The 23832-nt window shown below is 39.1% G+C and carries 18 protein-coding genes and 1 other RNA gene; 7 read left to right on the top strand and 12 right to left on the bottom strand.

All coding sequences use genetic code 11. From position 1 onward, the window contains the following. Positions 1-8: 8 nt before the first annotated feature. The 11 genes from AB4128_RS12750 to AB4128_RS12700 all read right to left on the bottom strand — a co-directional run bounded on the left by AB4128_RS12750 (position 9) and on the right by AB4128_RS12700 (position 14926). On the bottom strand, positions 9-1844 hold the full coding sequence (locus AB4128_RS12750; RefSeq protein WP_372037895.1) for a DUF885 family protein: 1836 nt from the start codon (positions 1842-1844) through the stop codon (positions 9-11). A gap of 200 nt (positions 1845-2044) precedes the next feature. Continuing rightward, positions 2045-3295 (bottom strand): tetratricopeptide repeat protein, encoded by a 1251-nt coding sequence (locus AB4128_RS12745; protein ID WP_055023895.1) that lies wholly within the window; start codon positions 3293-3295, stop codon positions 2045-2047. Further along, entirely contained in the window at positions 3295-3915 is a 621-nt protein-coding gene (locus AB4128_RS12740; RefSeq protein WP_055023896.1) for an energy transducer TonB, read from the bottom strand. The genes AB4128_RS12745 and AB4128_RS12740 overlap by 1 nt, the downstream gene beginning before the upstream one ends. Before the next feature lies 1 nt (position 3916). Next, complete coding sequence (locus AB4128_RS12735; RefSeq protein WP_055023897.1) at positions 3917-4321, bottom strand: biopolymer transporter ExbD; 405 nt, start codon at positions 4319-4321, stop codon at positions 3917-3919. A gap of 14 nt (positions 4322-4335) precedes the next feature. After that, entirely contained in the window at positions 4336-4863 is a 528-nt protein-coding gene (locus AB4128_RS12730; RefSeq protein WP_080915420.1) for a MotA/TolQ/ExbB proton channel family protein, read from the bottom strand. After that, positions 4863-6218, bottom strand: a complete 1356-nt coding sequence (locus tag AB4128_RS12725; protein ID WP_055023898.1) for a MotA/TolQ/ExbB proton channel family protein — start codon at positions 6216-6218, stop codon at positions 4863-4865. The genes AB4128_RS12730 and AB4128_RS12725 overlap by 1 nt, the downstream gene beginning before the upstream one ends. Beyond that, positions 6218-7000 (bottom strand): DUF3450 domain-containing protein, encoded by a 783-nt coding sequence (locus AB4128_RS12720; RefSeq protein WP_055023899.1) that lies wholly within the window; start codon positions 6998-7000, stop codon positions 6218-6220. Before AB4128_RS12720 ends, AB4128_RS12725 begins: the two co-directional genes overlap by 1 nt. A gap of 447 nt (positions 7001-7447) precedes the next feature. After that, positions 7448-7693 (bottom strand): hypothetical protein, encoded by a 246-nt coding sequence (locus AB4128_RS12715; protein WP_055023900.1) that lies wholly within the window; start codon positions 7691-7693, stop codon positions 7448-7450. An 87-nt stretch (positions 7694-7780) separates the two neighbouring features. Further along, complete coding sequence (locus AB4128_RS12710; protein WP_372037891.1) at positions 7781-10630, bottom strand: TonB-dependent receptor; 2850 nt, start codon at positions 10628-10630, stop codon at positions 7781-7783. 443 nt (positions 10631-11073) lie between these two features. Then, a complete protein-coding gene (locus tag AB4128_RS12705) occupies positions 11074-12261 on the bottom strand; it encodes a porin (protein ID WP_080915417.1) in 1188 nt (395 codons plus the stop codon). Between the two features lie 223 nt (positions 12262-12484). Further along, the gene (locus tag AB4128_RS12700; RefSeq protein ID WP_372037889.1) at positions 12485-14926 is read right to left on the bottom strand and encodes a DNA polymerase II; all 2442 of its coding nucleotides are present in this window, start codon (positions 14924-14926) and stop codon (positions 12485-12487) included. Between the two features lie 237 nt (positions 14927-15163). Here AB4128_RS12700 and dinG point away from each other — a divergent pair, with 237 nt between their 5' ends. The 6 genes from dinG to AB4128_RS12670 are packed head-to-tail and all read left to right on the top strand — an operon-like array spanning position 15164 to position 20729. After that, positions 15164-17239, top strand: a complete 2076-nt coding sequence (gene dinG, locus AB4128_RS12695; protein WP_055023904.1) for an ATP-dependent DNA helicase DinG — start codon at positions 15164-15166, stop codon at positions 17237-17239. A gap of 8 nt (positions 17240-17247) precedes the next feature. Then, entirely contained in the window at positions 17248-18021 is a 774-nt protein-coding gene (locus AB4128_RS12690) for a TSUP family transporter (RefSeq protein WP_065108394.1), read from the top strand. After that, complete coding sequence (locus tag AB4128_RS12685) at positions 18018-18683, top strand: primosomal replication protein (protein WP_372037887.1); 666 nt, start codon at positions 18018-18020, stop codon at positions 18681-18683. Before AB4128_RS12690 ends, AB4128_RS12685 begins: the two co-directional genes overlap by 4 nt. 9 nt (positions 18684-18692) lie before the next feature. After that, positions 18693-19424, top strand: coding sequence for a DUF2057 domain-containing protein (locus AB4128_RS12680; RefSeq protein ID WP_372037885.1), 732 nt, complete (start codon positions 18693-18695; stop codon positions 19422-19424). 36 nt (positions 19425-19460) lie between these two features. After that, on the top strand, positions 19461-20363 hold the full coding sequence (locus AB4128_RS12675; RefSeq protein WP_119969662.1) for a histone deacetylase: 903 nt from the start codon (positions 19461-19463) through the stop codon (positions 20361-20363). Positions 20364-20402: 39 nt separating this feature from the next. Beyond that, positions 20403-20729 carry a late competence development ComFB family protein gene (locus AB4128_RS12670; RefSeq protein WP_065108397.1) on the top strand — a complete coding sequence of 109 codons (327 nt, stop codon included), beginning with the start codon at positions 20403-20405 and terminating at the stop codon, positions 20727-20729. 98 nt (positions 20730-20827) lie between these two features. Here the strand turns inward: AB4128_RS12670 and ffs are convergent. Further along, an RNA gene (ffs, locus tag AB4128_RS12665) (signal recognition particle sRNA small type) lies at positions 20828-20924 on the bottom strand. Between the two features lie 714 nt (positions 20925-21638). Between ffs and AB4128_RS12660 the strand changes: the two genes are divergently transcribed. Beyond that, entirely contained in the window at positions 21639-23771 is a 2133-nt protein-coding gene (locus AB4128_RS12660; protein ID WP_055023910.1) for an OmcA/MtrC family decaheme c-type cytochrome, read from the top strand. The last annotated feature ends 61 nt before the right edge of the window (positions 23772-23832 follow it).

Below are 23832 nucleotides of genomic sequence, written 5' to 3'. Positions count from 1 at the left end.
GTTATTCGTTATTTTGCCAATTCAGATTCGACCCAACGTGCAATCTTTTTCTCCATCACAGCCATAGGCAATGAACCAGTGGTTAAGATTTGATCATGAAAACCTTTAAGATCAAACTTGTCACCTAATTCTGACTCTGCATCGGCTCGTAATTTTAATATAGTAAGCTGACCAATCTTATACGAAAGTGCTTGTCCGGGAATCGCCATATAGCGCTCAACTTCAGCAACAATATCTGATTCTGCCATTGGAGAGTTATCTTTCATATACTGGATAGCTTGCTCACGACTCCAACCTTTTGAATGTAAGCCTGTATCAACAACAAGACGCATCGCTCTTAGCATTTCATCAGATAATTTACCAAAATATTGATACGGGTCTTTGAATAACCCCATTTCTATACCTAAGTACTCAGCGTATAACGCCCAACCTTCTTCAAATGCCGTATAGCCTTGAAAACGTTGAAATTCAGGGATTCCAGTTAACTCTTGCTTAATCGCAATTTGGAAATGATGTCCGGGAGCTGCTTCATGCAGTGATAAAGTCGTCATACCCCATTTAGGTTGAGCCTTCAAATTATAAGTATTGATATAAAACACACCCGGACGAGAACCATCAACTGCAGGCGACTGATATGAAGCACCTGCTGCTGACTTTTCTCTAAAGCTTTCAACAGGTTTAACAATGTAGTCAGCTTTTGGCATGACATTAAAGTACTTAGGCAGCTCTTTATTAATACTGTCTTTTAATGCCATGTACCCATCAATTAAACCTTGTCTATCTTCAAAGAAATATTCAGGTTCGCTTGATAGCGATGCAAAAAATGCTGTTAAATCGCCTTCAAAACCAACTTGCTCTCGCACTTTATCCATTTCAGATAAAATTCGACTTACCTCAGAAAGACCAATTTGATGGATTTCGTCAACAGGCATGGTCGTTGTTGTGTGACGATTAGCTAATGTCTGATACCATTCCTTACCATTCGGTAATCCCCACCAACCGTCAGATGCGCGAGCATGCGGTAAATAGGTGTCTTTAAAATAATCTCTTAATTGGGTCAGTGACGGTAGAAGCTCATCTTGGATAAGGGCAGTATATTCCTTGGTTAACGCAGCTTTATCTTGGTCACTGAAATCTTCAGGTAAAAACGAAATTGGCGTGTAAAATAAACTATCGCTGGCAGTTTCAACTAACTGAGCATCAAGTTGTGGAATTATTCTTTCTACAAGCACTTTAGGCAGTACAACTTTGCTCTTAATACCTTCATCCATTCTTACTTGAGCTAACTTAACCCAATTGATGAAGCCAGATAAGCGACCTAACCAGTTTTGATAATCTTCTACCGTTTTAAAAGGTTGCGCACTTTCACCACTACCCAATTGCACCATGCTAATCACAGTGCTATAGAACTGATTCATCGGCATGAAATGTTCCGGATAACTTTCAGCAACAAGATCCATATGCCTATCATAAATAAACATATCGAAGCTGAGTTGCAGATTTTTAGGTAACTTATCAGCATCTATTGCTTTGGCTTGTTTTAAGTATTTTGAATTCAGCTCATGACGCTGTTTTAAATATTCTTCTGTTAACGCGCCACCAAATTGGTCATTGTAATCATTAACACCAACATAGGTTGCGTAGATAGGCTCTAAAGCAAGTACATCATTAAAATAATTGTCAGCCATTGCTTTGTAAATATCTTCAGCTGATTGCTCTGTAACCGCTTTGGCTGCAGTTTCTGTTGTCACAGTATTAGCAGGAGCTGAGGTTGCTTCGGGTTCACTGCAAGCTTGCAACAACATAAGTGATGAAACTGATACGGCGAGTAGCGTTTTTTGCATAATAATTTCCCTATGGATGGTAATAAACGTATTACCAAAAAATGATCCGATACTTTGTAGTTATTATGTGTAATTTATCTAAATTTAGTGAATATCTCTAACGATAAATTGTAACTTAGAATAACAAGTTACCTAAGACATAAACCATAAATGAAAAGTAAAAAAAAAGCCCCATAAGGGGCTTTTCGATATCAACAAACTTACAAAGTAATGTTGTTGATACGTGCTTTTTCTTTGATATAAGAAATATAGCTATTTGCGCTACGTTTTGTCTTACTGTGTTTAGCAGCTCGATTTGCACGTTTATAAGCAGATTTATATTGCTTTAGGCTTAAGTGAGCTAACGTTAGCTCAAGTTCAGCATCACCTGGCTCGTCTAAACCAGCTGCAAGTGCTTTTTCAAACACTGGAATTGCAGCTTTAGGCTGTTCAGCGATAGCTAAGATTTTACCTTGTTTAAGGTATAACTCAGCATCTCCTGTTAACTCAGCAGCTTGACCATATAGTTTAGCTGCTTGCTTGAACTCTTTAGCGTTATGATAGAAACCAGCTAAGATTTTAATAGACTTTTCAGACTCTTTAATCAAACCAGACTTCATATGCTTTTCATAAATTTTAGCAGCATTATAAGGCGCACCATTTTGCGACATAAGTTGAGCTAAACGAGTGATGTTACCATCTGTCTCAAGAAAACCATTTTTATAAGCTAAATCATAAGTTGCTAAAGATTTAGTATAATCTTCAGTCATCAAATAGAACTGAGCAAGCTGAACCCATAGACGTTTATCGTCTTGGAATAAAGGCACCATAATCTCTAGTACTTTTACAGCCTCTTTATACTTCTTTTGGTTGAAGTATGAAGTCAATTTCATTTGATAAAGGCCTTTATCAGGTTTTTCCATCAAGGAAAGACCTTTGTCAGCCACTTCAAGTACTTTATCCCACTGCTTAAGTTCACTGTAAGCAATACCAACACGGCGGTATACTATTGGGTCAACTTTACAAGTAAAATCCATCCACTTGTAGTAGTAAGGAATCGCTTCCTTAAACTGTTTTTCTTGAAGTAATAAATCAGCATACAAACGTAATGTTGCAGCGTGATCTGTACCACCAAGAATATCAGCATCTACAGCAGTCTTTAAGTACTTAATAGCGGTACTCATTTGACCTTTTTCAGCATAGAAAGAGCCAATCATGCGACCAATATAAGCTTTGTCGAAATCATTTTTTGTATTGACTTCGAGTAAGATCTCAATGGCTTCGTCAAGTTGACCTTCTGTATATCTTTCAAATGCTCTTTGAACTTTTTTACCAGCACTTGCACCAACAGCTCTTGATTGACGCTCTTCGATTGGACATTTTTCAGCAGCTTGCGCGGTTGAAACAGCCAATAAAGAAGTACTACATAAAGTCAGCATTAATGCACTAGCTATTGTATTTACTTTACGCATTATCTACCTCCTTTATCTAGAGTGAAGTCAAGTTGAACTGTCATGCCAGGAACCTTCATCGCCTTACCATCAATGATTTTAGGCTTGTATTTCCATTTCTTCAGAGCTCTAACTGCTTCTCTGTCGAAAATACGCTTAGGTTCTGCTTTTATAACTTTAACGTCTTCGATTCCGCCTAGTTCGTTAATAGTAAACGAAAGTTGTACATAACCTTCTTTACCATCACGAGCAGCAGCAATTGGGTACTGAGGATCAATACGTACAATTGGTGTTGCGTCGCCGTCACGCGTCATCATATTACCGAGTTTAAAGCCTGTGCTCGCACCACCAGCCACTACACCACTCATGTTAAATGCCATATTCGTATCAATATCTGATGACGTATCTGGCGGAGTAGTTTCCGGCTTAGGCGGTTGCTCAGGTGGCGCTGGCGGCTTAGGTTTGACCCTTGGCTTATCCTGAACTTTCGTATCCTGCTTCTCCATACTGATCTCAATAATAGGAGAATCAGTTTTGGTGTCGGCGCGCTTAGCGCCGCCACCGACCAAGAAGGCCATGAAGATAAACAAGGCGAAAGTAACAGCAGCACCTAAAATGAGTGATACTATTGCTCTCAGCATATTAGTCTTTCCCCGCTGAAATCGAAATTTTATCGATACCCGCTTTCTTAACGTTGTCCATTACTTTAACAACAAGGCCATGTTCGGCTTCTTGGTCTGCTTCGATTAATACCGCCGCTTCAGGTGCTTCAGCTAACATACGCTCAACGTTTGCTGTTACACGCTCAATGTCAACCTGACGGTTTTCCATTTTGATAACGCCAGTCTTACTAACACCAATAAAGATGTTCGCAGATTTTTGTTGTGTCGCCGTAGAAGCTTCAGGTTTCTTGTAATCAAGGCCTGATGGCTTAATGAACGAAGTCGTCACAATAAAGAAGATAAGCATAATGAATACGATGTCGAGCATCGGAGTCATATCTACTTGTGCTTCTTCTTCTACATTTAAATGCTTTTTACGTGCCATTTTAAATACTCTCTCTAGTGGTGCGGCAAGCTATCTTTAAGCTTTTCAAGACTGATTTTCATTTTTGCATCTAATCGAGTGCTAAAAAATACACCAGATAATGCTGCAACCATTCCTGCCATCGTTGGCATGGTTGCCATTGAAATACCAGCCGCCATCATACGAGCATTACTCGTACCATGAACTGCCATCACATCGAACACTGCTATCATACCGGTTACGGTTCCTAGTAGACCTATCATAGGACAGATTGCTACTAAGGTTTTGATCATCAGCATACGAGCATTCATATCTTGTTTTGCTTGGGACATCCAAGCTTCACGGATACGGTGCGCATACCAAGAGGTAGAATCCTCTCGATTATTCCATAAGTCGATAATGCCTTTATGCTCTTTTGGTGCTACCCAATTGACGTACCAAAAGCGCTCGAGCATCAATACCCACATTAAGAATAAAACACCTGCAACCAACCAGAGGATATCTCCTCCGGTGGCCATGAAGCCCCTGACAGAGTCCCAAACATCCATCAGGATTAGCATCATTAGTCAGCCCTCTTCTCAGCATGTACTGCGATAATACCAGCACTTTGCTCTTCAAGAACTTGAACAACTGTTTTACTACGAGCTACAACGATTGCATGCATAAGCATCAATGGAAGTGCAGCAACTAGACCTTGAACGGTTGTCATCAATGCCATAGAAATACCACCAGCCATTAAGCGAGGGTCACCTGTACCGAACAATTGAATTGTTTGGAAGGTTGCGATCATACCAGTTACTGTACCTAGTAGACCCATCATTGGAGCGATAGCTGCCAGTACTTTAATGATTGAAATACGAGCTTCTAAAGCTGGTGTTTCTTTCAGAATAGCTTCGTCAAGCTTAAGTTCAAGTGTTTCAACATCAACATCTTTGTTTTCTTGGTAAACTTTAAGTACACGACCTAACGCGTTGTTACCAGGATTATCGATGTTCTTACGTTGTGCTTTAACTTGTGAACCTACGATGTAAAGCGTTACTAGACGTTCGATAGAAATCAACGCACCAAGAACAAGAATACCGATAATGATGTAACCAATTGGTCCACCAGCTTCAATACGCTCTTCAATAGTCGCTTTTTGTGTGAACACGCTTAGTAGAACACCACGAGCCGGGTCAACGAATAATTTTTCGTAACCAGAAGTTGCGCTAGTGAATGATTTAACACTAGAAACTTGTGCACTACCAGGTTGTTGAGATAGTTCTTGAATCAAGCCTAAATCAGCGTTGTAAACAACATATTGGCCATCAGCAAGTAAGTTATATGCACCAACACGAGTAACTGTAGTTGTATGAACGTTACCGTCCAAACCTGTTACTTCAGCGTCGAAATTAACAACTTTGCCAGATTCAACCATTTCAAAAAGTTGTGCTTCCCAGAATTGCTCTAACTCGTCAATTTTTGGAAGTTCTTTACGAGCACCTAGTTCAGCAATAAATGCGTCACGGCCTGGGAACTGAGCAGTAATGTTAGAAGCAACTAACTTACCTGCGAAATCACCAGCTTCACCTTTAACTACACCGAACATTTCACCTAAGTCACCAGAAGCAATTTTACGATCTTCTTCTAACTGAGCGATTTTACGTTCGTTGTCAGTGAAAGCTTGAGCTAAATCTTTACCACGTTGAACTTCAGCAGCTAAAGCCGCTTTTTCACGTTTTAAAAGAGCGGCTTTATCGCCACGCTCATTTAAAAATTCAGCTTCACGCTTTTTGTTAGTCTTATTCGCGTTAGCACGATCTGTTTGTACTTGTTTTAATAATTGGTCAATCGTCTTTGGTGCATCAGCAGCACTAACCATTCCTGAAGTTAGAGACAAAGTTGCAGCAACGATTGCTGTAGTAATAAACTTTTTCATTATTGCGCAGCCTCCGCAGCAGGGATTGGTAAGGCGAATAGATCAGGAGCACCTTGTCCACGAGCCTGTTTAATTGCTTTGCTTAAGTTACGAAGATAGCTATCTTCTAACTTATCCCAGCTTTTAGATTCTTCGTTATACATCCAAGCCGACTTTTGGTCTTGGCTTTGCGCATATAAGCTAACACGGCCAAAGTTTAAGAAATCTACTAAGACTTCTTTGCCATCTAGCTCTAATTGACCTGTTTCAGCAATTAACTTTGAACCGTATTCACGTTCAATGTTATATGCGTCAAGAATTAGACGATATTTTTCAGCTAGTGTTACTTCAGCGCTGTTAAGAGTATCTTTTAAGCGTTGAACACGAGCTTCACGTGCGTCTTGATTGAATGGCAAGTCTAAAGCAATAAATTGCTCTAATGCTTCAACCATTTTAAACATTAAAGGAACAACACCTTGTCTAAGAGCATCAACACCGTCGATATCGTCTTGGATCAGTTTCATTGTTGCTTCTTGGTCTGCAACTAAGCCTGCAACGTAATCGTTGTAAGATTTTAGTGATTCACGTTCGTCAGCTACTGAGCCATACTCGAAAAGCATGTCTTGTGCTTGATCAAAATATTTATCTACTTTGTTTTGAGATGCAGCTGCATCAGCATGAATTTTGCTATCAGCTTTTTGTACATCGCTTAGAGGATCTGCAATCACGAAGTTGCTGCTAGCTAATGCAAGCGCGCCAACAAGTGCAGTAGCGATTTTTGTTCTATTGCTTACCTTGGACATAGTTCCCAACCAATTTATAGTGATTTAGAAAGCTTAACTAATGAGTAACAACTAGGATTATATTGTTAATCCTGACTGATACTGCTAAGTCTATCTTTCTCTTGTGATTGTTAGTTTTTTCTTCCCTATTCTATACCTGCTAAGGCATAGACCCGCTCGCATCATTTCACAAAATGTTGACCTGTGTCAACATTTGAGAACATCAAAAACTACTGGAAAGACGTGTTAAATGCTCTTGATTAGTCGAACGTTGTATTTTTAAGCAAAGTGAGACTGAAATAGAGTTGGAATCTTGGTGACTAGCTTGAATTTTATCAATTATTAAGTCATTTAATTTATAAGGTAAATAACTAAGTTCATCTAAAATAGAATAAAACTAATATAAATATAAAAACAAAAAATCCCAATACGAGATCGTATTAGGATTTTTGTCAAAAAAATGATTGATCATATATTAGTATGAGCTTGTGTTTGCCCTTTTCTCCATGCTTCTCGTAAATCTTGTTCACTCTCTTTTCTAAGTTCGTCTGATAACTCGCGCGTCATACAAGTTTTTCTTTTCAAATTACTCCCTGTTTTCGCTACATATTCACATATTAAGTCTTCATCATTGTAACTGACGGTATCATCAGTATTCTGTGCTGCGCAGCCAGATAATAAAATCAACAAGATTAAAGCTGTAAATTTATCCATGATTTACTCCATTAAATTGAAAAAAGACATGGTTTTTTCAAACCATGTCTATCAGATTTACTTACTAAATTTATTTAAAAACTAATTTTAGAACTTAACGCCAACACCTAAGTACAAGTGTCTACCAGTTGTAGCATATGTACGTGGGTCAGTATTGTCATTGAAACCAGTCGCCGCATATGGTGGGTCTTGGTCAAATACGTTGCTGACTCCAATAGTAGTACTTACGTTATCAAAGTAATAAGTAAAGCGTGCATCATGTACCGTTTGACTATCAACTGTACGAGAATCACTTAAATCATCAAGATCTGTAGAACCATCATTGTTAGCATCAAATGGCTCTAATGCTTCACCAATGTAACGGATCTTCCAGTTAGCTGACCAGTTATCTTGTGCTAAGTTAATGTTGAAGTTAGTTTTCCACTCAGGGAAGTTACCATCACCACTTGTACGACGGAACCAACCAGCGTTTTCAATCGTTGAACCATCAGCTTGAGTGATTTCGTATGTGTCATAGTATGTAGTATCTAGAACAAAGCTTAAATCACCGATACCAGTTTCAATACTGTATTGAGCATTGAAATCATAACCTGATGAATGTACTCCACCCACGTTAATGTTACGATTATCAATATCACTTGAGTTACCATATAAACCTGGGAATTCAGGTCCATAACGAGTAATTAAGTCACAATAAGTACCTTCTTCAGCACATTTATCTAGAATTAACTGTTCACCAATTGTAGAAATTGCGTTATCTAAATCGATATCCCAGTAATCAAGTGTAAATGATAAATTATCAACAAAACTTGGGCTCCAAACAGCACCGATAGTTACAGTATCTGCCTCTTCAGGTGTTAAATCTTCATTACCACCTAGAGTTGAAGATAGTTGGTCACCAATAGGCTCAAAACCGCCAGCTGGAACGCCATCAGCGATACAGAAAGGAGTCGGGTTTGTAGCACACTTATCTGAAACTAAAGGACTGTTATCAGAGTTACCAGCGAACAACTCACTCGTAGAAGGTGCACGGAATGCTGTAGAAACAGTACCACGGAACATTAATCCATCAATTGGAAGCCAACGAAGACCAAGTTTATAGTTAGTTGTGTCACCAAATGTACTGTAATCAGAATAACGGATAGCACCATCAATTTCTAAGCTTTCAGCACCAACTACACCAGATAGTAATGGGAAGTTCATTTCTGCATAAAGCTCATCAACTTCGTAGCTACCTTGAGTTTTTTGGCGGCTTGAACCACTAGTAATACCAAGTGCAATTAATGCATCTGGTAAATCTGCGCCTTCTTCTTCACGGTGCTCAGCACCAAATACCATACCTACTGGACCAGCAGGAAGCTCGAATGCATCACCAAATACACTAGCACTTAACACTGTTTGTTCATTAGAACCTAAGTCATGTGCTTCGAACGTAATATAATCAAGCATTTCTTGAGATACTTGAGTATCTGTACCTGGAATACCAAATGTATTTAAAGAAACACAATCAGCGATAGGAGCATCAGCAGTACCACAAACAATATCGCCATTTGCATCCATAAACGATGGACCTACAGCTAAGCTAACTTTTTCAAAGTTAACACCACCTGCACCGGCTGTGCTAGATGAGTTTTGACCGTAAACGTAAGACACTTCATAACCCCAAGTGTCAGCAAACTCACCAGCGATACCAAATACACCACGTACAGTATCAACTTCGAATGTTGAATCACGTCCACCAGTTTCAACCATACGACGACGCCAATCAGCAATATCAACTGTCTCGCCATTGTCATTCTTAGGACCTAACTGTTGGTTCCAATAGTTGTCAGCAGAATAAGTTGCATCTGTCCAACCGAAGAATGCAAGAGGTGCTAATGGTAATGGAGCAAGTTTAGTTTTAGATGTACGACGGTTAAATGAGACTTCTGAGAAGAAACGCACAGAATCATTAAAGCGATATTCAGCAGATGCATACATACCGTAACGCTCTTGAGGCGTTAAGTGATAGTTTGCAGGTGCATAGTTATAAGTATCTTTATCCCAATCCCAGCAATCATATCCTGTAGGGTTTGTGAAATCAGAAGGATCAGATTGACCAGGGCCATTAGCTGCGCCATGAGTAAATGAATTACAAGTTGCGTCATCAATGCCATTATTTACGCCGTTATAACGACCCCATGGTGGCGCAGAAGAACCGCCTTTATCTAACTCGCCAGTGGCTGGGTTTAAGTCATATTCAAAAGCTGACCAATCACGGTCACCAGACATTTGCTCTGTTTGCTCTGTGTAATATGCACTTACTACCGCATTTGCTTTGTCACTACTTACACCAACTGTGAAATCTATAGTTTTAGTTTCGCCATCCCAGTTCTCAGTAGAACCGTCATAAGAAACGTTAGCTTCGAAACCTTCAAAATCATTACGAGTGATGATGTTTACAACACCAGCAATTGCATCAGAACCATAAACAGCTGAAGCACCATCTTTTAACACTTCAACACGTTTAATGATTGCAACTGGAATAGTACTTAAGTCAGCAGATGCGTTAGCACCAGTACCTGAGTTAACCATACGACGGCCGTTAACAAGTACCAATGTTCTTGCGCTACCTAAACCACGTAAAGAAACACGTACTGCACCAGAACCACCGTTGTTAATAGCAGTGTTAGTTGCTGCACCAGCAACTGCAGGAATTTCTTGTAAGATATCACCGATGTTAGAAATACCTGATTCAACAAGATCTTCACGCGTAATAACTTGGACAGGGTTAGCACCTTCCATGTCAACACGTTTGATTCGTGAACCGGTAACTTCGATGCGTTCAACTTTTTCACCTTCTTCAGCAGCAAATGCTACTGGAGTGGTGAATGCCGCCGCAGCCGCACCGCTAATCATTGCTAGACGCACTGATTTAGCTAATAAATTCTTATGCATTGTCAATCTCCCTGGACTTATATCTTTCTTATTTTCCAAACTCGGTAAAACCAAGCTGGTGAATGTGTGCGAATTACACCGCTACTACATTTCAAGAGCAATAAAATCACAAATGAAACATTAATTCAACATATGTTTCATTAACATAACGAGAGTTTACTTGATAATGGTAGTTAATCTGTCCATTTTAGTGGACAGTATCAGATGATATAACTACCACTAAACAATAAGATATTGATAGGTAATAGTTTTATTTATTACCAATCAGAACTAAACTTATTAACATTTTGTTTTCAAATGAACGATATTTAAACAGCCTCATTTCATTGTAAATGGTGAAATACATACTTATTGGTACAAAGTTTTAACATTTAACTTCATCTTTTTTATTCTAAACAAAAAAAAAGCACCCTTTCGGGTGCTTTTTATCAGTGATTAAACTACTAAAGCGTATATCTGATACCGAAACCGATACCATCATCATCTGATAATTTCATAGCAGCTTCTTCACTACCACTGAAGTCACTACTATCAATACGACCTTCAATATAAATTACAGTGTTGGCATCCCAGATGTAATGCAAACCAGCAACCGTGAATTGACGTTTGAAAGTATCACCGTTGTATTCTGCTTTATATTCGTCACCAGCATCTAAGATGTTGTATGAAAGAAATGCACGGATGTTGTTATCAAAGCGGTATGATACTAACGTCTCAACACCATATGCTTCAGAAATTAAGCGACCTAAATTGTCAGTATCGTGGAATTCTTGTTTACTGTAGTTTGCAGCAGCATATAAGCCTTCAGCATCCCAGCCACCGCCATATGTCAAACCAAAGCCATAAATGATGTCAGTTTCTTCGATTTTTTCGTTTTCGACAGTTTCACCTTTGAACTCACCAACGTTCACACCGGCAGTCACAACAAAATTATCGGTAGCTTGGTAAGTAAGGGCTAAGCCATAAGTGTTGTTATATTCAATTGTCGCAACAGTTTGCTGAGCACTGATCAACGGAGCCACTGGCTCGTCACCAATACTTCCATCTTCTAATACATCAAACTCATCTTGTTTTAACTGAGCTTGAACTGCAAAGCTGAAGTCACCAAATGCATTACGGTATTGAACCGTTTTATCACCACGACCTGTACCGTTTACAGAACCATCACCTTTGTTATATGTGTAAGTACCAGAAGCATCACCATCCCAAACAAAACCGTAGTTAGTGTTATAAACGACGTCGTACCAAGCACCCCATTGCTTACCAATCGTCAGCGTACCGTATGTATCATGGTTTACACCTACATAGCCTAAACGGTTCGATAAGAAGTCACCATTCTCATAAGAAAGTTGGTCATTGTTATAAATAATTTCACTGTCACCAAATGGATTTACGCCCCACTCTAGTTTAGCAAACGCATTCCAACCATCGCCCATTTGGCGATCAAAACCAAAGTTAATGCGTGATGCACCATTGACTACTTCTGTAGTGTCTTGACCGTGATAAACACGTGCATCAATGAAGCCACCAATTTCTACTGAGTTCTTGTCATCTTTATAGATTTCAATTGCTGAAGCTGTTGGTACGAACATCACTGCTGCTAGTGTCGAAGCGATTAAAGTCTTTTTCATCGAGCTAAACCTTCCCATTTTAAATTCATCATTGTTGCTGGTAACAGTCCATTTTGTTTGTATTATCCTTTCAACAAAGGCTAGCATGCTGAAATATCACGAAACAAAGAAATGAGCGCAATTTCCGTATGAATATACTAAATACACACATCAAACAGTACAATCAACTACCAAACTATTCAAAAATAGTAACGAATAACCACAAACGCAATATCAAATAACACTAAATTAACATTATCTGATGACTACTAAGACTATCAAACCCTTCCCCTAATAAGGCTAAAACGGGCTCCGCTATCGGCTTTATCTGCTTTTCGATGTAATAGTCGTAATCTATTGACTCATTTACAGCAGTAATAGGCTGAGCACCATTCAATGTCATTCGGTACTCAATTAATGCTCCTCTTCTACCTTTATTCTTATCACCTGTGATCTGGCAAAGCCTAATGGCAGCTTTAACGTGTGGTGAGGATTTAGCTGTATATTCTTCTACATGACGTTTCAATCGTTTTCTAAATATCAACTCATTATCGAATTGCCCCAAAGCCAATTGCTCAAGTTGCTCGTATAGATAAGATTTAACGTCACCATTAGAAAACAATAAAAAATACAAATGGTATTGGATCCTTCTTGCTAACGGGCTCCAATCGCTTCTTACTTGCTCCATTCCTTTGAATGTAAGAGAGAGTTGCCCTTCGGCATCCTTTGATGCGCCGACGTAACGCTTTTTACTGCCAGCTTCTGACCCTCTTAAGGTCGGCATAACAAACTGACTAAAATGACTTTCGAATTCTAGCTCCAAATGACTAGTTAAAACGTATTCATCCAGACAACGCTGTTGCCACTTAACTGTCATATCATGTGCTAGTTGCTCTCCCAGTTTGTTGATATCTTTTACTTGATGCTTTTCACCCAACCATACAAATGTTGAGTCAGTATCACCATAAATAACCTTATAACCCAATTCTTCAATCCAAACTTTCGTTTGTTTCATAATTTGATGGCCACGCATTGTGATAGAACTTGCCAGTTTAGCGTCATGAAAAACGCACCCTTTTGAGCCTAAAACGCCATATAAAGAGTTCATGATAATTTTAATTGCTTGAGAAAGAGGTTTATCATTATCTTGTTTTGCTTTTTCTCTTTGCAAAGAAAGACTAGCAATAAGACCAGGTAAAATTGCATTATGACGATTAAACTTAGCTTCCAAAAAGCCGTCAACATCATCTTCTAAAGGGTTGAATTTTGCTTCAACAAGACTTTTAGGGTCAATTAAGAAGGTACGTATTATTGAAGGGTACAAACTTTTAAAATCGAGGACTAATACATCTTTATAAAAACCTGGAATGGAGTCCATGACATAGCCACCTGGAGATTCTAAACCATTGCTGGCCGCTCTCGCTGGTGCAACAAAACCACTTCTATGAAGATGCGGTAAGTACAAGTTATTAAATGCAGCGACCGAGGCACCTACTCGCCCAAACTCAAGACCCGTTAATTTTGCTCTTTCTAATGCAAAAGCCAGTAATTGGGTCTTTTTAAAGATATCCCACACTAACCTACAATCAGTTAAGTTATAAAAAGCTAATGCTTGTTTGTTGTGCTCAAAAAGGTGACATATTTCTTGCTCACGATTTTCAACATGATCAATGGCTTTGCCTTCGTTTAATAAGTGCTGAGAAACATGCTCTAGTGAATAACGCTCGAATTGATAAAAAGCCGCTTTTATCCAATCAATACCATCAAGTACAACCCGTCCAGGCAGCGATAGTGTCTCAGGACGATACTTATCTTCCACCTTCCAAGTCAGCGCTTGTTCATCGCGACCGATTAATAATGCTATTTGATGTATTTGACAACGCTTATACAGTAGCGCCAAATCAAAGGTCACCACCGCCCAGCCAATAATGACATCAGGGTCATACTCTTTGAACCAAGTTATCAGAGCTTTAATTAATGAGACTTCATCGCTCACCCAGTGAATGTCATCATCGCTTAATTTGTCGCTATCAAACTTTTTGTTATCTATTGATTCAGACTCTCCTACCATGATGACTTTCTGATAAAGGTCGGTTTGCTCATCTAGCGCTGAATGTGAACCATATAAACCAACAGAATACAATTCACCAGTTGGGCTGCATTCAAAATCTAAAGACACCATTGAGACAGGCACATTAACTTCTGTTCTTCTGGCTTTGCTTGCTAAGTAAGTGTGAGTCCTTGGATGGTTATCAGTGTTATACGGCAGCTGTGATAAAGAAGCACTAATGGCAAATTCAGCTTGTAATGCTATAAATCTTTCTATTAAAAAACGTTGTTCAGGTCTAATATCTGCTTCATAAATTTCAATACCAGCGTCATTAGCAATGCGCAGCACCTGTTTTAACATCGTTGTTGATTTTACATAAACACAAGAAACATCTTCGTAATTAAAATTTTTTAGGCTTACCGGCTCAATTCTTATACCAGTACTAAAATGACTTAAAATGAACTCAGAATCTATCTGCTTACAAAAGCAAATAACATCAAACTGCTCCACCTCAATGATTGCAGGACCGTCAGCTGTTTTTATAAAATACTGCAATAGTAATCGGCCATGTCGATAAATGGCGTGTCGGGTGAGTACGAGCCCTTTTAGGGTGTTTTTTTGCAATTGAGTGTCCATGGATTAACAAGATTACTTTACATATTGAGTGTGATTAACTGAATAAGGTCATAGCCATAGATATTCATAACATCTAAGATCGAGCCCTTCATTATCCGATTTGAATCCTGTCGCTAAAAGTCTTCGCTTAGCTTTTAGCTAGATTATATATTTCGAACAACTAAAATCACTGTTATTATGTACAGCATATAACAGCTAATACAGAATTAGTAAGTAAAGATTGCTAATGGACCCTACATGCTAACGGATCATATCAAAACCCAGATCCGCACTATCTATAAAGATATTGCGACTGCGATGCCAAATTTTCGTTCTCGCAGAGAGCAAAACTTTATGGTGGCAGAAATATCAAAAACCCTAGCTGGTGACTATGATAAACAACGACGCATTATGGTTTGTGAAGCAGGAACCGGTATTGGTAAATCCCTTTCTTATATTCTCGGAACGATTCCATTAGCTTTGGCAAGTAAGAAAAAGGTCTGTATCGCGACAGCAACAGTAGCCTTGCAGGAGCAGTTATTGCACAAGGATTTACCTTTCTTTTTGCAACAATCTGGCGTTGATTTTAAATTCGGTTTAGTTAAAGGCCGCCAGCGTTACGTATGTTTAGCTAAACTCGCTGCCATGATAGGTCCTGAAGACACATCTCAGATGGCAATGTGGCAAACTAAACCAGATCAAAGTCAAATAGATCTCCTCAAAGCCCTACATCAAGATTTTAACGACAATAAGTGGAACGGCGAGATTGATACATTAAAAAAGCCTATTCCTGACTTTTTATGGCAGCAAATTTGCTGTGATAAGCACAGTTGTCATCGGCAAATGTCGAGCCATCATCACTGCCCTTTTCATAAAGCTCGTGAAGATGTCGAGACCTGGGATGTACTTATTGTTAATCACAGTTTGCTGTTTGCCGATCTAGAGTTAGGCGGTGGCGTGATTTTGCCAGAACCTGAAGACATGTTTTATGTCATAGATGAGGCTCATCACTTGCCGACGGTAGCAAGAGATTTTTCAAGTGCTCAAGCAACATTGAGGGGGGCGAGTGATTGGCTTGAAAAGGCGTCAAAGACCTGCTCCAAACTTCAAAATCAACTTAAAACCACACATATTATTGCCCCTGTGCAAGCAATGCTCGATCACATTGGCGATTTAGTGACTCAGCTTAATCAAGTTGCCCATTTTTGCGACACACAGCCTAAACTTTTTGCCAACCCAGAAACGCGTTTACGATTCGAAAATGGCAAGCTTCCAGAATCTTTACTAATACAAGCAGAAAACTTAGCAACTACATCAAATCTTGCAGTAAAACAATTTACCAAGATCCAAAGTGTACTGAATGAAGCAATCAAAGATGGTGAACTACCAAAGCATCAATCAGAAGCTGCTTTATCAGAGGCCGGCTTTATACTGCAAAGGTTAGAAAATCTCGCAAAACTCTGGAAAATGCTCGCAAAAGAGGATTCCAAAAAAGGGGCGCCAATGGCTCGCTGGGCAGAGCTCATTACCGGTAAACAACAAGATTACCTATTTTGTGCATCTCCAATTGAGGTCGGTTTTATGCTTGAGCATATGCTCTGGCAAAAAGCTGCAGGCGTTATATTGTGTAGCGCAACATTAAGAGCCTTAAATAATTTCAATCATTTCGCTCACCAAGTCGGGTTGTCCCTAAATGATGGTAGTCGTTTTTTAGCCTTGTTATCGCCCTTTGATTATCAAAATAACGCGACATTGTTTATTCCACAAATGGAAAATGAGCCCACTGAAGATGCTTTTACAGATGAACTAGCAGAACAAGTTATCGCACTCGTAGAAGATGAAATGGCGACATTAGTACTGTTTGCCTCATATTGGCAAATGGAAAAAGTAACAGATAAGGTCAATGGCAAAATTGCCAAAGACCAGCTGTTTGTGCAAGGAACCATGCCAAGGCAACAAATTTTAGAGCAGCACAAGCTCCGCTGTGACCAAGGTAAGCCCAGTATTATTTTCGGTACAGGAAGTTTTTCAGAAGGGTTAGATTTACCCGGTGATTATCTTACCAATCTGATTATTACCAAATTACCCTTTGCAGTGCCAACTTCACCAGTTGAACAAGCGCATGCAGAATACATTAAGAGTAAAGGTGGTAATCCATTTTTACAGCTCACCATTCCAGATGCATCACGCAAATTGATCCAAAGTTGTGGTAGATTACTCCGTAAAGAAGATGATTATGGTCGCGTCACCATTTTAGATAGGCGTCTTATTACTAAGCGTTATGGTAAATCATTACTTGATGCCCTTCCGCCATTTCGTAAAGTTATAGAATAGGTATTTATTTGGAATTTCTGTTAGATCCTAGCCATTGGGCGTTTTTGGCTGTTATTGGATTAGTCGCTGGTTTTATTGATGCCGTAGTAGGAGGTGGTGGATTGCTATCAATTCCCGCACTACTGACTATGGGCATTCCGCCTCATTTAGCCTTAGGCACAAATAAGCTGGCAGCATGTTTCGGCTCATTGACCGCTGGATATACTTATTATAAGCAGCAACTCATCAAACTTAGATTTTGGCGAACCGCCTTTATAACCACTTTTATAGGTGCTGTATTAGGCAGCATTTTAGTTTATTTAATCGACGCCGCTTGGCTCGAAAAAATTCTTCCATTGGTTATCATCAGCATCGCGTTTTATACCTTACTCAGTCCAAAAGCAATGGGAGATAATATTTCTGTAGCGCCCACCCAATCGCCGTGTAAAACGAAACAAGCAGCTCAAGGGACTTTACTAGGTTGCTACGATGGTTTTGCTGGTCCTGGCATTGGTGCCTTTTGGACAGTAAGTAGTATCAGGCTGCACAAGCTACCTTTATTAAACAGTTGTGCCCTTGCTAGGGTCATGACGTTTGTCAGTAATGTCACTGCACTCATTATTTTTGCCCTTTTAGGTGAAGTTGACTGGATACTGGGTCTATGGATGGGGGTGTGTATGATGGCGGGCTCATTCATTGGCGCGAAATCAGCAATACGATTCGGAATTCCCTTTGTCAAACCACTCTTTATTATCGTCGTACTAGCAATTGCAGCTAATCTTGCTTGGACCGCATGGTTATGAGAAATACAAATCAACTAATTCATCAATTAAAGCAGCAGCTCAATACACTTGAACGAGATGCGTTAAATCATGACCAGCAATTGCCTTCACAACAGAAGAAAATGCTGCAAGACATTGAAAGATTTAATTCGCAATTATTTATTCAGCAAGGTGCTCAGCTCACACCCTGTATCCAACAACTTAAAAAAGATATTGTTCAATTAGAAAAGCAACTTTCTCTAAAATTAGACATCAAAATTATCGAGTTAAGTTGCCAAAGAATACAAGACCGCTTTACTGCATTACGTCGAGCTTTAGTGACAACCAATATTAATGTAAAAACAGCTGAACAAAAACGTGCCAACAACCGTGCTAGATATGCGAAGAAACAACAGCAGCAACATGCCGACAGTGGGTTTGCATGGATAGCTAACAATGTGATGAAAAATAGCCACCAGATTTACCAAGAGCTTAATAAACATTTGAATTGGGCTACAACTTTTGAACAAAAAATTGCAGAAATGGAAACTAAGCTTGCAAACTGTCACAGTGCTGACAAAATCACGATACAAAATGAAATCCTTTCTCTGCACCGCAGATTAGGAAAGTGCCGTCAAGCAATTAGCTATATTGAAGATAGGATTCAAATGTTTGAACGACCGAATCGAAATACAAATCGTTAAGGAGCAACAATGAAATTTACACTGCCGCTGAGTGCGACATTACTGGCTTTTGTCACTTCAACTTCTGTTATTGCAGCAAATCTCTCCATTCCTATGTCTTTTGAATATCTTGCTTTAGACGGCAAAGAAATTGATACCAATATGTTCTCGCATAAAACTAACCTTGAGTTAGATAACGGCCAGCACAAAATTGCAATTCGTTATCATGATATGGTTGATGATGATTTCAGTGATAGCCAGAGTTTTATTAAATCTTCACCATTTATTATCGATATCAAGGTTGATGGCGATTACGAGTATCAGTTAAAGCCTATCGACGGCGACTATGTCAAAAAGCCTAAAGCCTTTGCCAAAGACCCTCAAGTCGTAATTTCTCGAAAAGATAACGGCGCAGTATCATATACAGTAACTCAAACAGAATATAAAGAGAGTAGTTTTATTTCCAATTTGTTCAACGGTAATCAAGGCGAAGATATTGATACCTTGTCTGCTTCAGCAACAGATAGTAATACAAAATCTTTACCTGTCGCTAAAGTTGCACCCAGTGCGACTGTTGCAGCAACGGCACCTGCTGTAGCCGCTAGTGCAAATGAAGTTAACACGACTAAAACAGGCAGTGCAAAAGTTAACGCCAATAGCCAAACAGGGACACATCCTGAGCAAATGCTTCAATATTGGTGGCTTCAAGCTGATGAAGAAACTCGTAAAGAATTTATGAGCTGGGCGATTAAACAGCTATAACTTTTCTTCATCCCCTCTGCGCTTTCGGTTTTACATTTGGGCATACCACTTGTTTATCACACCAGCTACTCTAAGCTGGTGTTACCGAGTGCGCACCGCTTTCCAACCACGAAATATCAATTATTACAGCAATATTTAATTTCAAGCGGCATAGCCAATACAAAAGACTTTCACTCTCCTACTAAAATTTGCATAGACCAACTAAAACAAGTTCATGATCCCGATTATGTAGATGGCTTTTTAGCTAACACACTCGATAAAAAACAAATGAGGCGGATTGGTTTCCCTTGGAGTGAATCATTAGTAGACAGAACCTTACATGCAGTTAATGGCACTGTACTTTGCGCTAAATTGGCAATCGAAAATGGCGTCGCTTTACACTTAAGTGGTGGTTACCATCATGCCCACCAAGATTTCGGTAGTGGCTTCTGTATTTTCAACGATTTGATATTAGCCGCATCGACTATGATCAATTCAGGTAAAGCCAGTAAAGTGTTAATCATTGACTGTGATGTACACCAAGGAGACGGCACTGCCACATTAGCCAGTAATAATACTAATATTGTTACTTGCTCATTTCATTGCCTTAAAAACTTCCCAGCGCGAAAAGCAAAATCAGATCACGATGTTGAATTTCACAAATATACCAATGATGATCAATTTATCGAGACAATAACAGAAGTTGTTCCCTACCTTATTAATATCCATCAACCAGATTTAATCCTTTATGATGCAGGCGTAGATATCCACATTGACGATGATCTAGGCTATCTCAACATTTCAACCGCTGGAATTTTAGCCAGAGATACAATAATTTTATCTACAGCAAAAAAGGCTCAAATCCCAATCGCGGCAGTTATCGGTGGTGGTTATAGCCGCGATGAAACTGAATTAACCCAACGCCATAGCCAACTTTTTATTGCAGCCAACTCAATCTAGTTGCAAACTGATATAAAAGTAGCGCCATCGGAGTAAATTATGCAGGTTGATATTCGCAATTATTATGAAGTCTTATTAATGGAAATATTAAGAGATGAAGGGTTAATGGAGGAACTGCCAGAAGAATACCTTGCCGACTTATGCTGCGTGACGTTAAATCAGCTGCCTGTTCGCTATATCAGACATCTAGTCGATACGTATTTTTTTGAAGATTATAATGAACTTCAAAATATGAAAAAAGAAATACAGGCCGCATTAGAGAAGTCTAGAGAATTTTTAAAATCGAACTTAAAAAGACGTTTAGCCGAAGAAGAGGCTGAAGCAAAAGCTAAAGTTGCAGCATTACCAAGCCTAGAAAACACATAATTGATGTTAATAAATACAAATATTAAAAACCGATTACAAACTGACTAGTAAAAGATAAAACGTAATAAAGAAGATAATAAAAAGATGATTTGGAGGTTCCCCTAGAGCCACACCTCGGCACATGAGTCACCTGCTGCGGTTGCTCCCTTCCGGGCCTGGCCGAGTTCACAAGTTATCATTGCGAGGGGACCCTAAGGTCACCATAGATTTCACATTAAACGCTTCTTTTAATGTGAACGGCAGGATTATCCCCTAAGCCCCTGCCATGATCAAGCGAAATTATGGCTCATTCGATATGAACATGACTGTTTGCACAATCATTGCCCAATTTGCACATAATTTATCACAACTAAGGTAAATGCATGTTTATGCAATAACTTTAAATTTCAATACTAAATTCATTTCAAAAGTCTATTGATTTGGCCACTCATTATTAATCGCGCAATAAATATGAGATCTACATCACAATTTCCTTAAAAAGCTTGTAGTTGACCATTAAAATCAGCCAAAAATCACCTGATTATGCATACATTTTTTAACTAAAAGACCTATTATTAGTAATGGCAATTTTAGACGTAAGTAATGTATGTGATGGTACATTGAATAATGGATTTATTCGTTATGCTTACTGAAATTGAATATTCCTAACAGCTTAATAAAACACTGAAAAACTACAATATTGCAACGGATGAGCAATAACACTCCCGCCGGCATAACATTTTCAATATGCCAACTTGCAAATTGCAGATTTCAAAATACCTCTTTAGGCATACTAAGATCTTAATCACAGTGATTATAGAACTAAGTGAATAAAATAAAGAGGCTTATTAAAAGCTTGGATAATATCCATACACTTGATTTTATGATGAAGAATCAAGTACGAATAAAAATCTCTTGCAGGGAACAATGATGAAAAAATTCAATTTCAATACTACTGCTAAAGCGGTATTTAGTGCTGGCTTAATAGCCTTCGCTTTATCCGGTTGTGGCAGTGACGGTACCGACGGTAGTGATGGTGAAGACGGTGTTGTAGGCAAACCAGTTGGTTCTGTTTCAGCGTTAACGAGTACAATTACCACAGCAAGCGTTGATGAAAATCAATTTCTAACTGTTGATTTTAAATTAGCTGATGCAAACGGTGTTGCTCTTACAGGCCTAACACTTGCTGATATCGCCACGATATCTTTCGGACGAGTTGGTTCTGCAAATGAACCAGGTGAAGACGAAATTGTTAATCCAAGTGTCGATAGACAAATTTGGTTAAGTTACTTCAATAAAGACAAAGGCGATGGTTACTTCACAGGCTCTAGCTACTTTGACGGTAGTAAAAGTGAATGTGAAGATTGCTTCGTTGACAATAAAGATGGTAGCTATTCAATTACAATTGATAAAGCAATCGACACTCTAGATAAATACGACTACATGGCAGACGCAACCAACGGCGTTTACATGTCTATCAAAACAACCAACAACGAATCACAAACGTTAGTTAACAATAGTTTCTTCTATTGGGTACCTGCAACTGATGTAGAAGTTGAAAAACCACTACAAATTCTTGCAAATTCAGATTGTCAAACCTGTCACCGTGCTGATCAAGCTGGTGAATTATCAATGCATGGCAGTAAACATAATACAGAAGAAGCATGTTCTTTCTGTCACACTGATTACAACAGCTATAGCAAACAGGATACCGATAGCGAAGGTAATGCAATTGGTGAAGCGTATGAATACGATGGTTCAATCAAAGGTATGGTTCACAGTATCCATACTGAAGCTAACTTCTCTGACGCGGGTGTTTACCCACAAATGACATCAAACTGTTTAACTTGTCATAATCCAAATGAAGAGTTTAACTTAACTGATAGCTGGAAAGCTGATGTTGATACCACTGCATGTTGGAGCTGTCATAGCCCGAGCCCTGCAGCTGAAGCTGCCGGTGTTCCTGCTTCACATCAACAAGGCAATAACTGTTTAACTTGTCATAAAGACGGCGAACGCGCTCGTGGAGCAAATGAAGCCCATTACGCGTTAAACAGTAATTTCTTAGCAACAACACTCAAAGTTGAATTCAACTCTATGACTGTTGCCGATGATGAATCAGAAATTAAAGTAAACTTCACAGTGAAAAATGGTGAAGAATTAGTTGCGATTAACCAAATTGATCCTCGCCCATACCAATATGGTGGATTCAACAGTGCTATCGTCATTAATGGTGTATTAACTGATGACTTCTTAGTGAACTACCAAAAAGTAGGTTACGACACCTTTGTTGAAGAAGCGGATGGTTCTATTACCTCTACGGTCAGTGCTGATAGCTTTGATATCGCAACATTGATTGATGCAGGTTCAACTATCGTACTAAGCAGTCAACTTCATGTTTGTTCTCACAGAGGCGTCATCGAGTACTGTAACGAAGAAGATTTAGATGCTGGTGATCAGAGTGCTCCTTACGTAACCTCTGACACTTACTACTTCAACTTAGATGGTACAGTTGTTGAAGAATCACCACGTATGCAACATGCAGAAATGGCAGATTGTCAGCAATGTCACACAACTGAAATCACTCACCGTTATACCAATGACATTGATGGCTGTGCTTCTTGTCATAATGGTACCCGTGCAACATCAGGTGGTGAATCTTCTAACCTAGCATTTAAAGTTCACTCGAAGCATTACGTTTATGACTCAAGCGGTTCGTTATTCTTCAAGAAAACTGAATGTCAGGCATGTCATGGTGAAGATGGATTCTCTATCCAAAACATCACTGCTGAATCTACACCAGTTGCATTTGGTAAAGATGACAATGGATTGTTAGTTGTATCTCCACAAACGGCAGCTTGTGTTAGTTGTCACGTACCTCCATATGGTTTAAGCGAATCAACTATCCAACACATTGAAACTAATGGCGGTGTTGTCGGTACGATTGATTCATTAGGTGTTCCAGAAGCTGACTATGATGCATTGAATGTGGTTGAAACATGTTCAACTTGTCATAACGATGGACAAATCCTTGAAGCACACTCTAATTGGGGTGGACAGTAAAGGTTAATTAGCAAAATAAAGAGTCGCCAATGTGCGGCTCTTTTTGCTTTTTACTGATTTA

This window comes from Shewanella sp. 10N.286.52.A9, from assembly GCF_041468985.1.
Taxonomy (GTDB): domain Bacteria; phylum Pseudomonadota; class Gammaproteobacteria; order Enterobacterales; family Shewanellaceae; genus Shewanella; species Shewanella japonica.
This window is presented reverse-complemented; position numbering and strand designations above follow the sequence as displayed.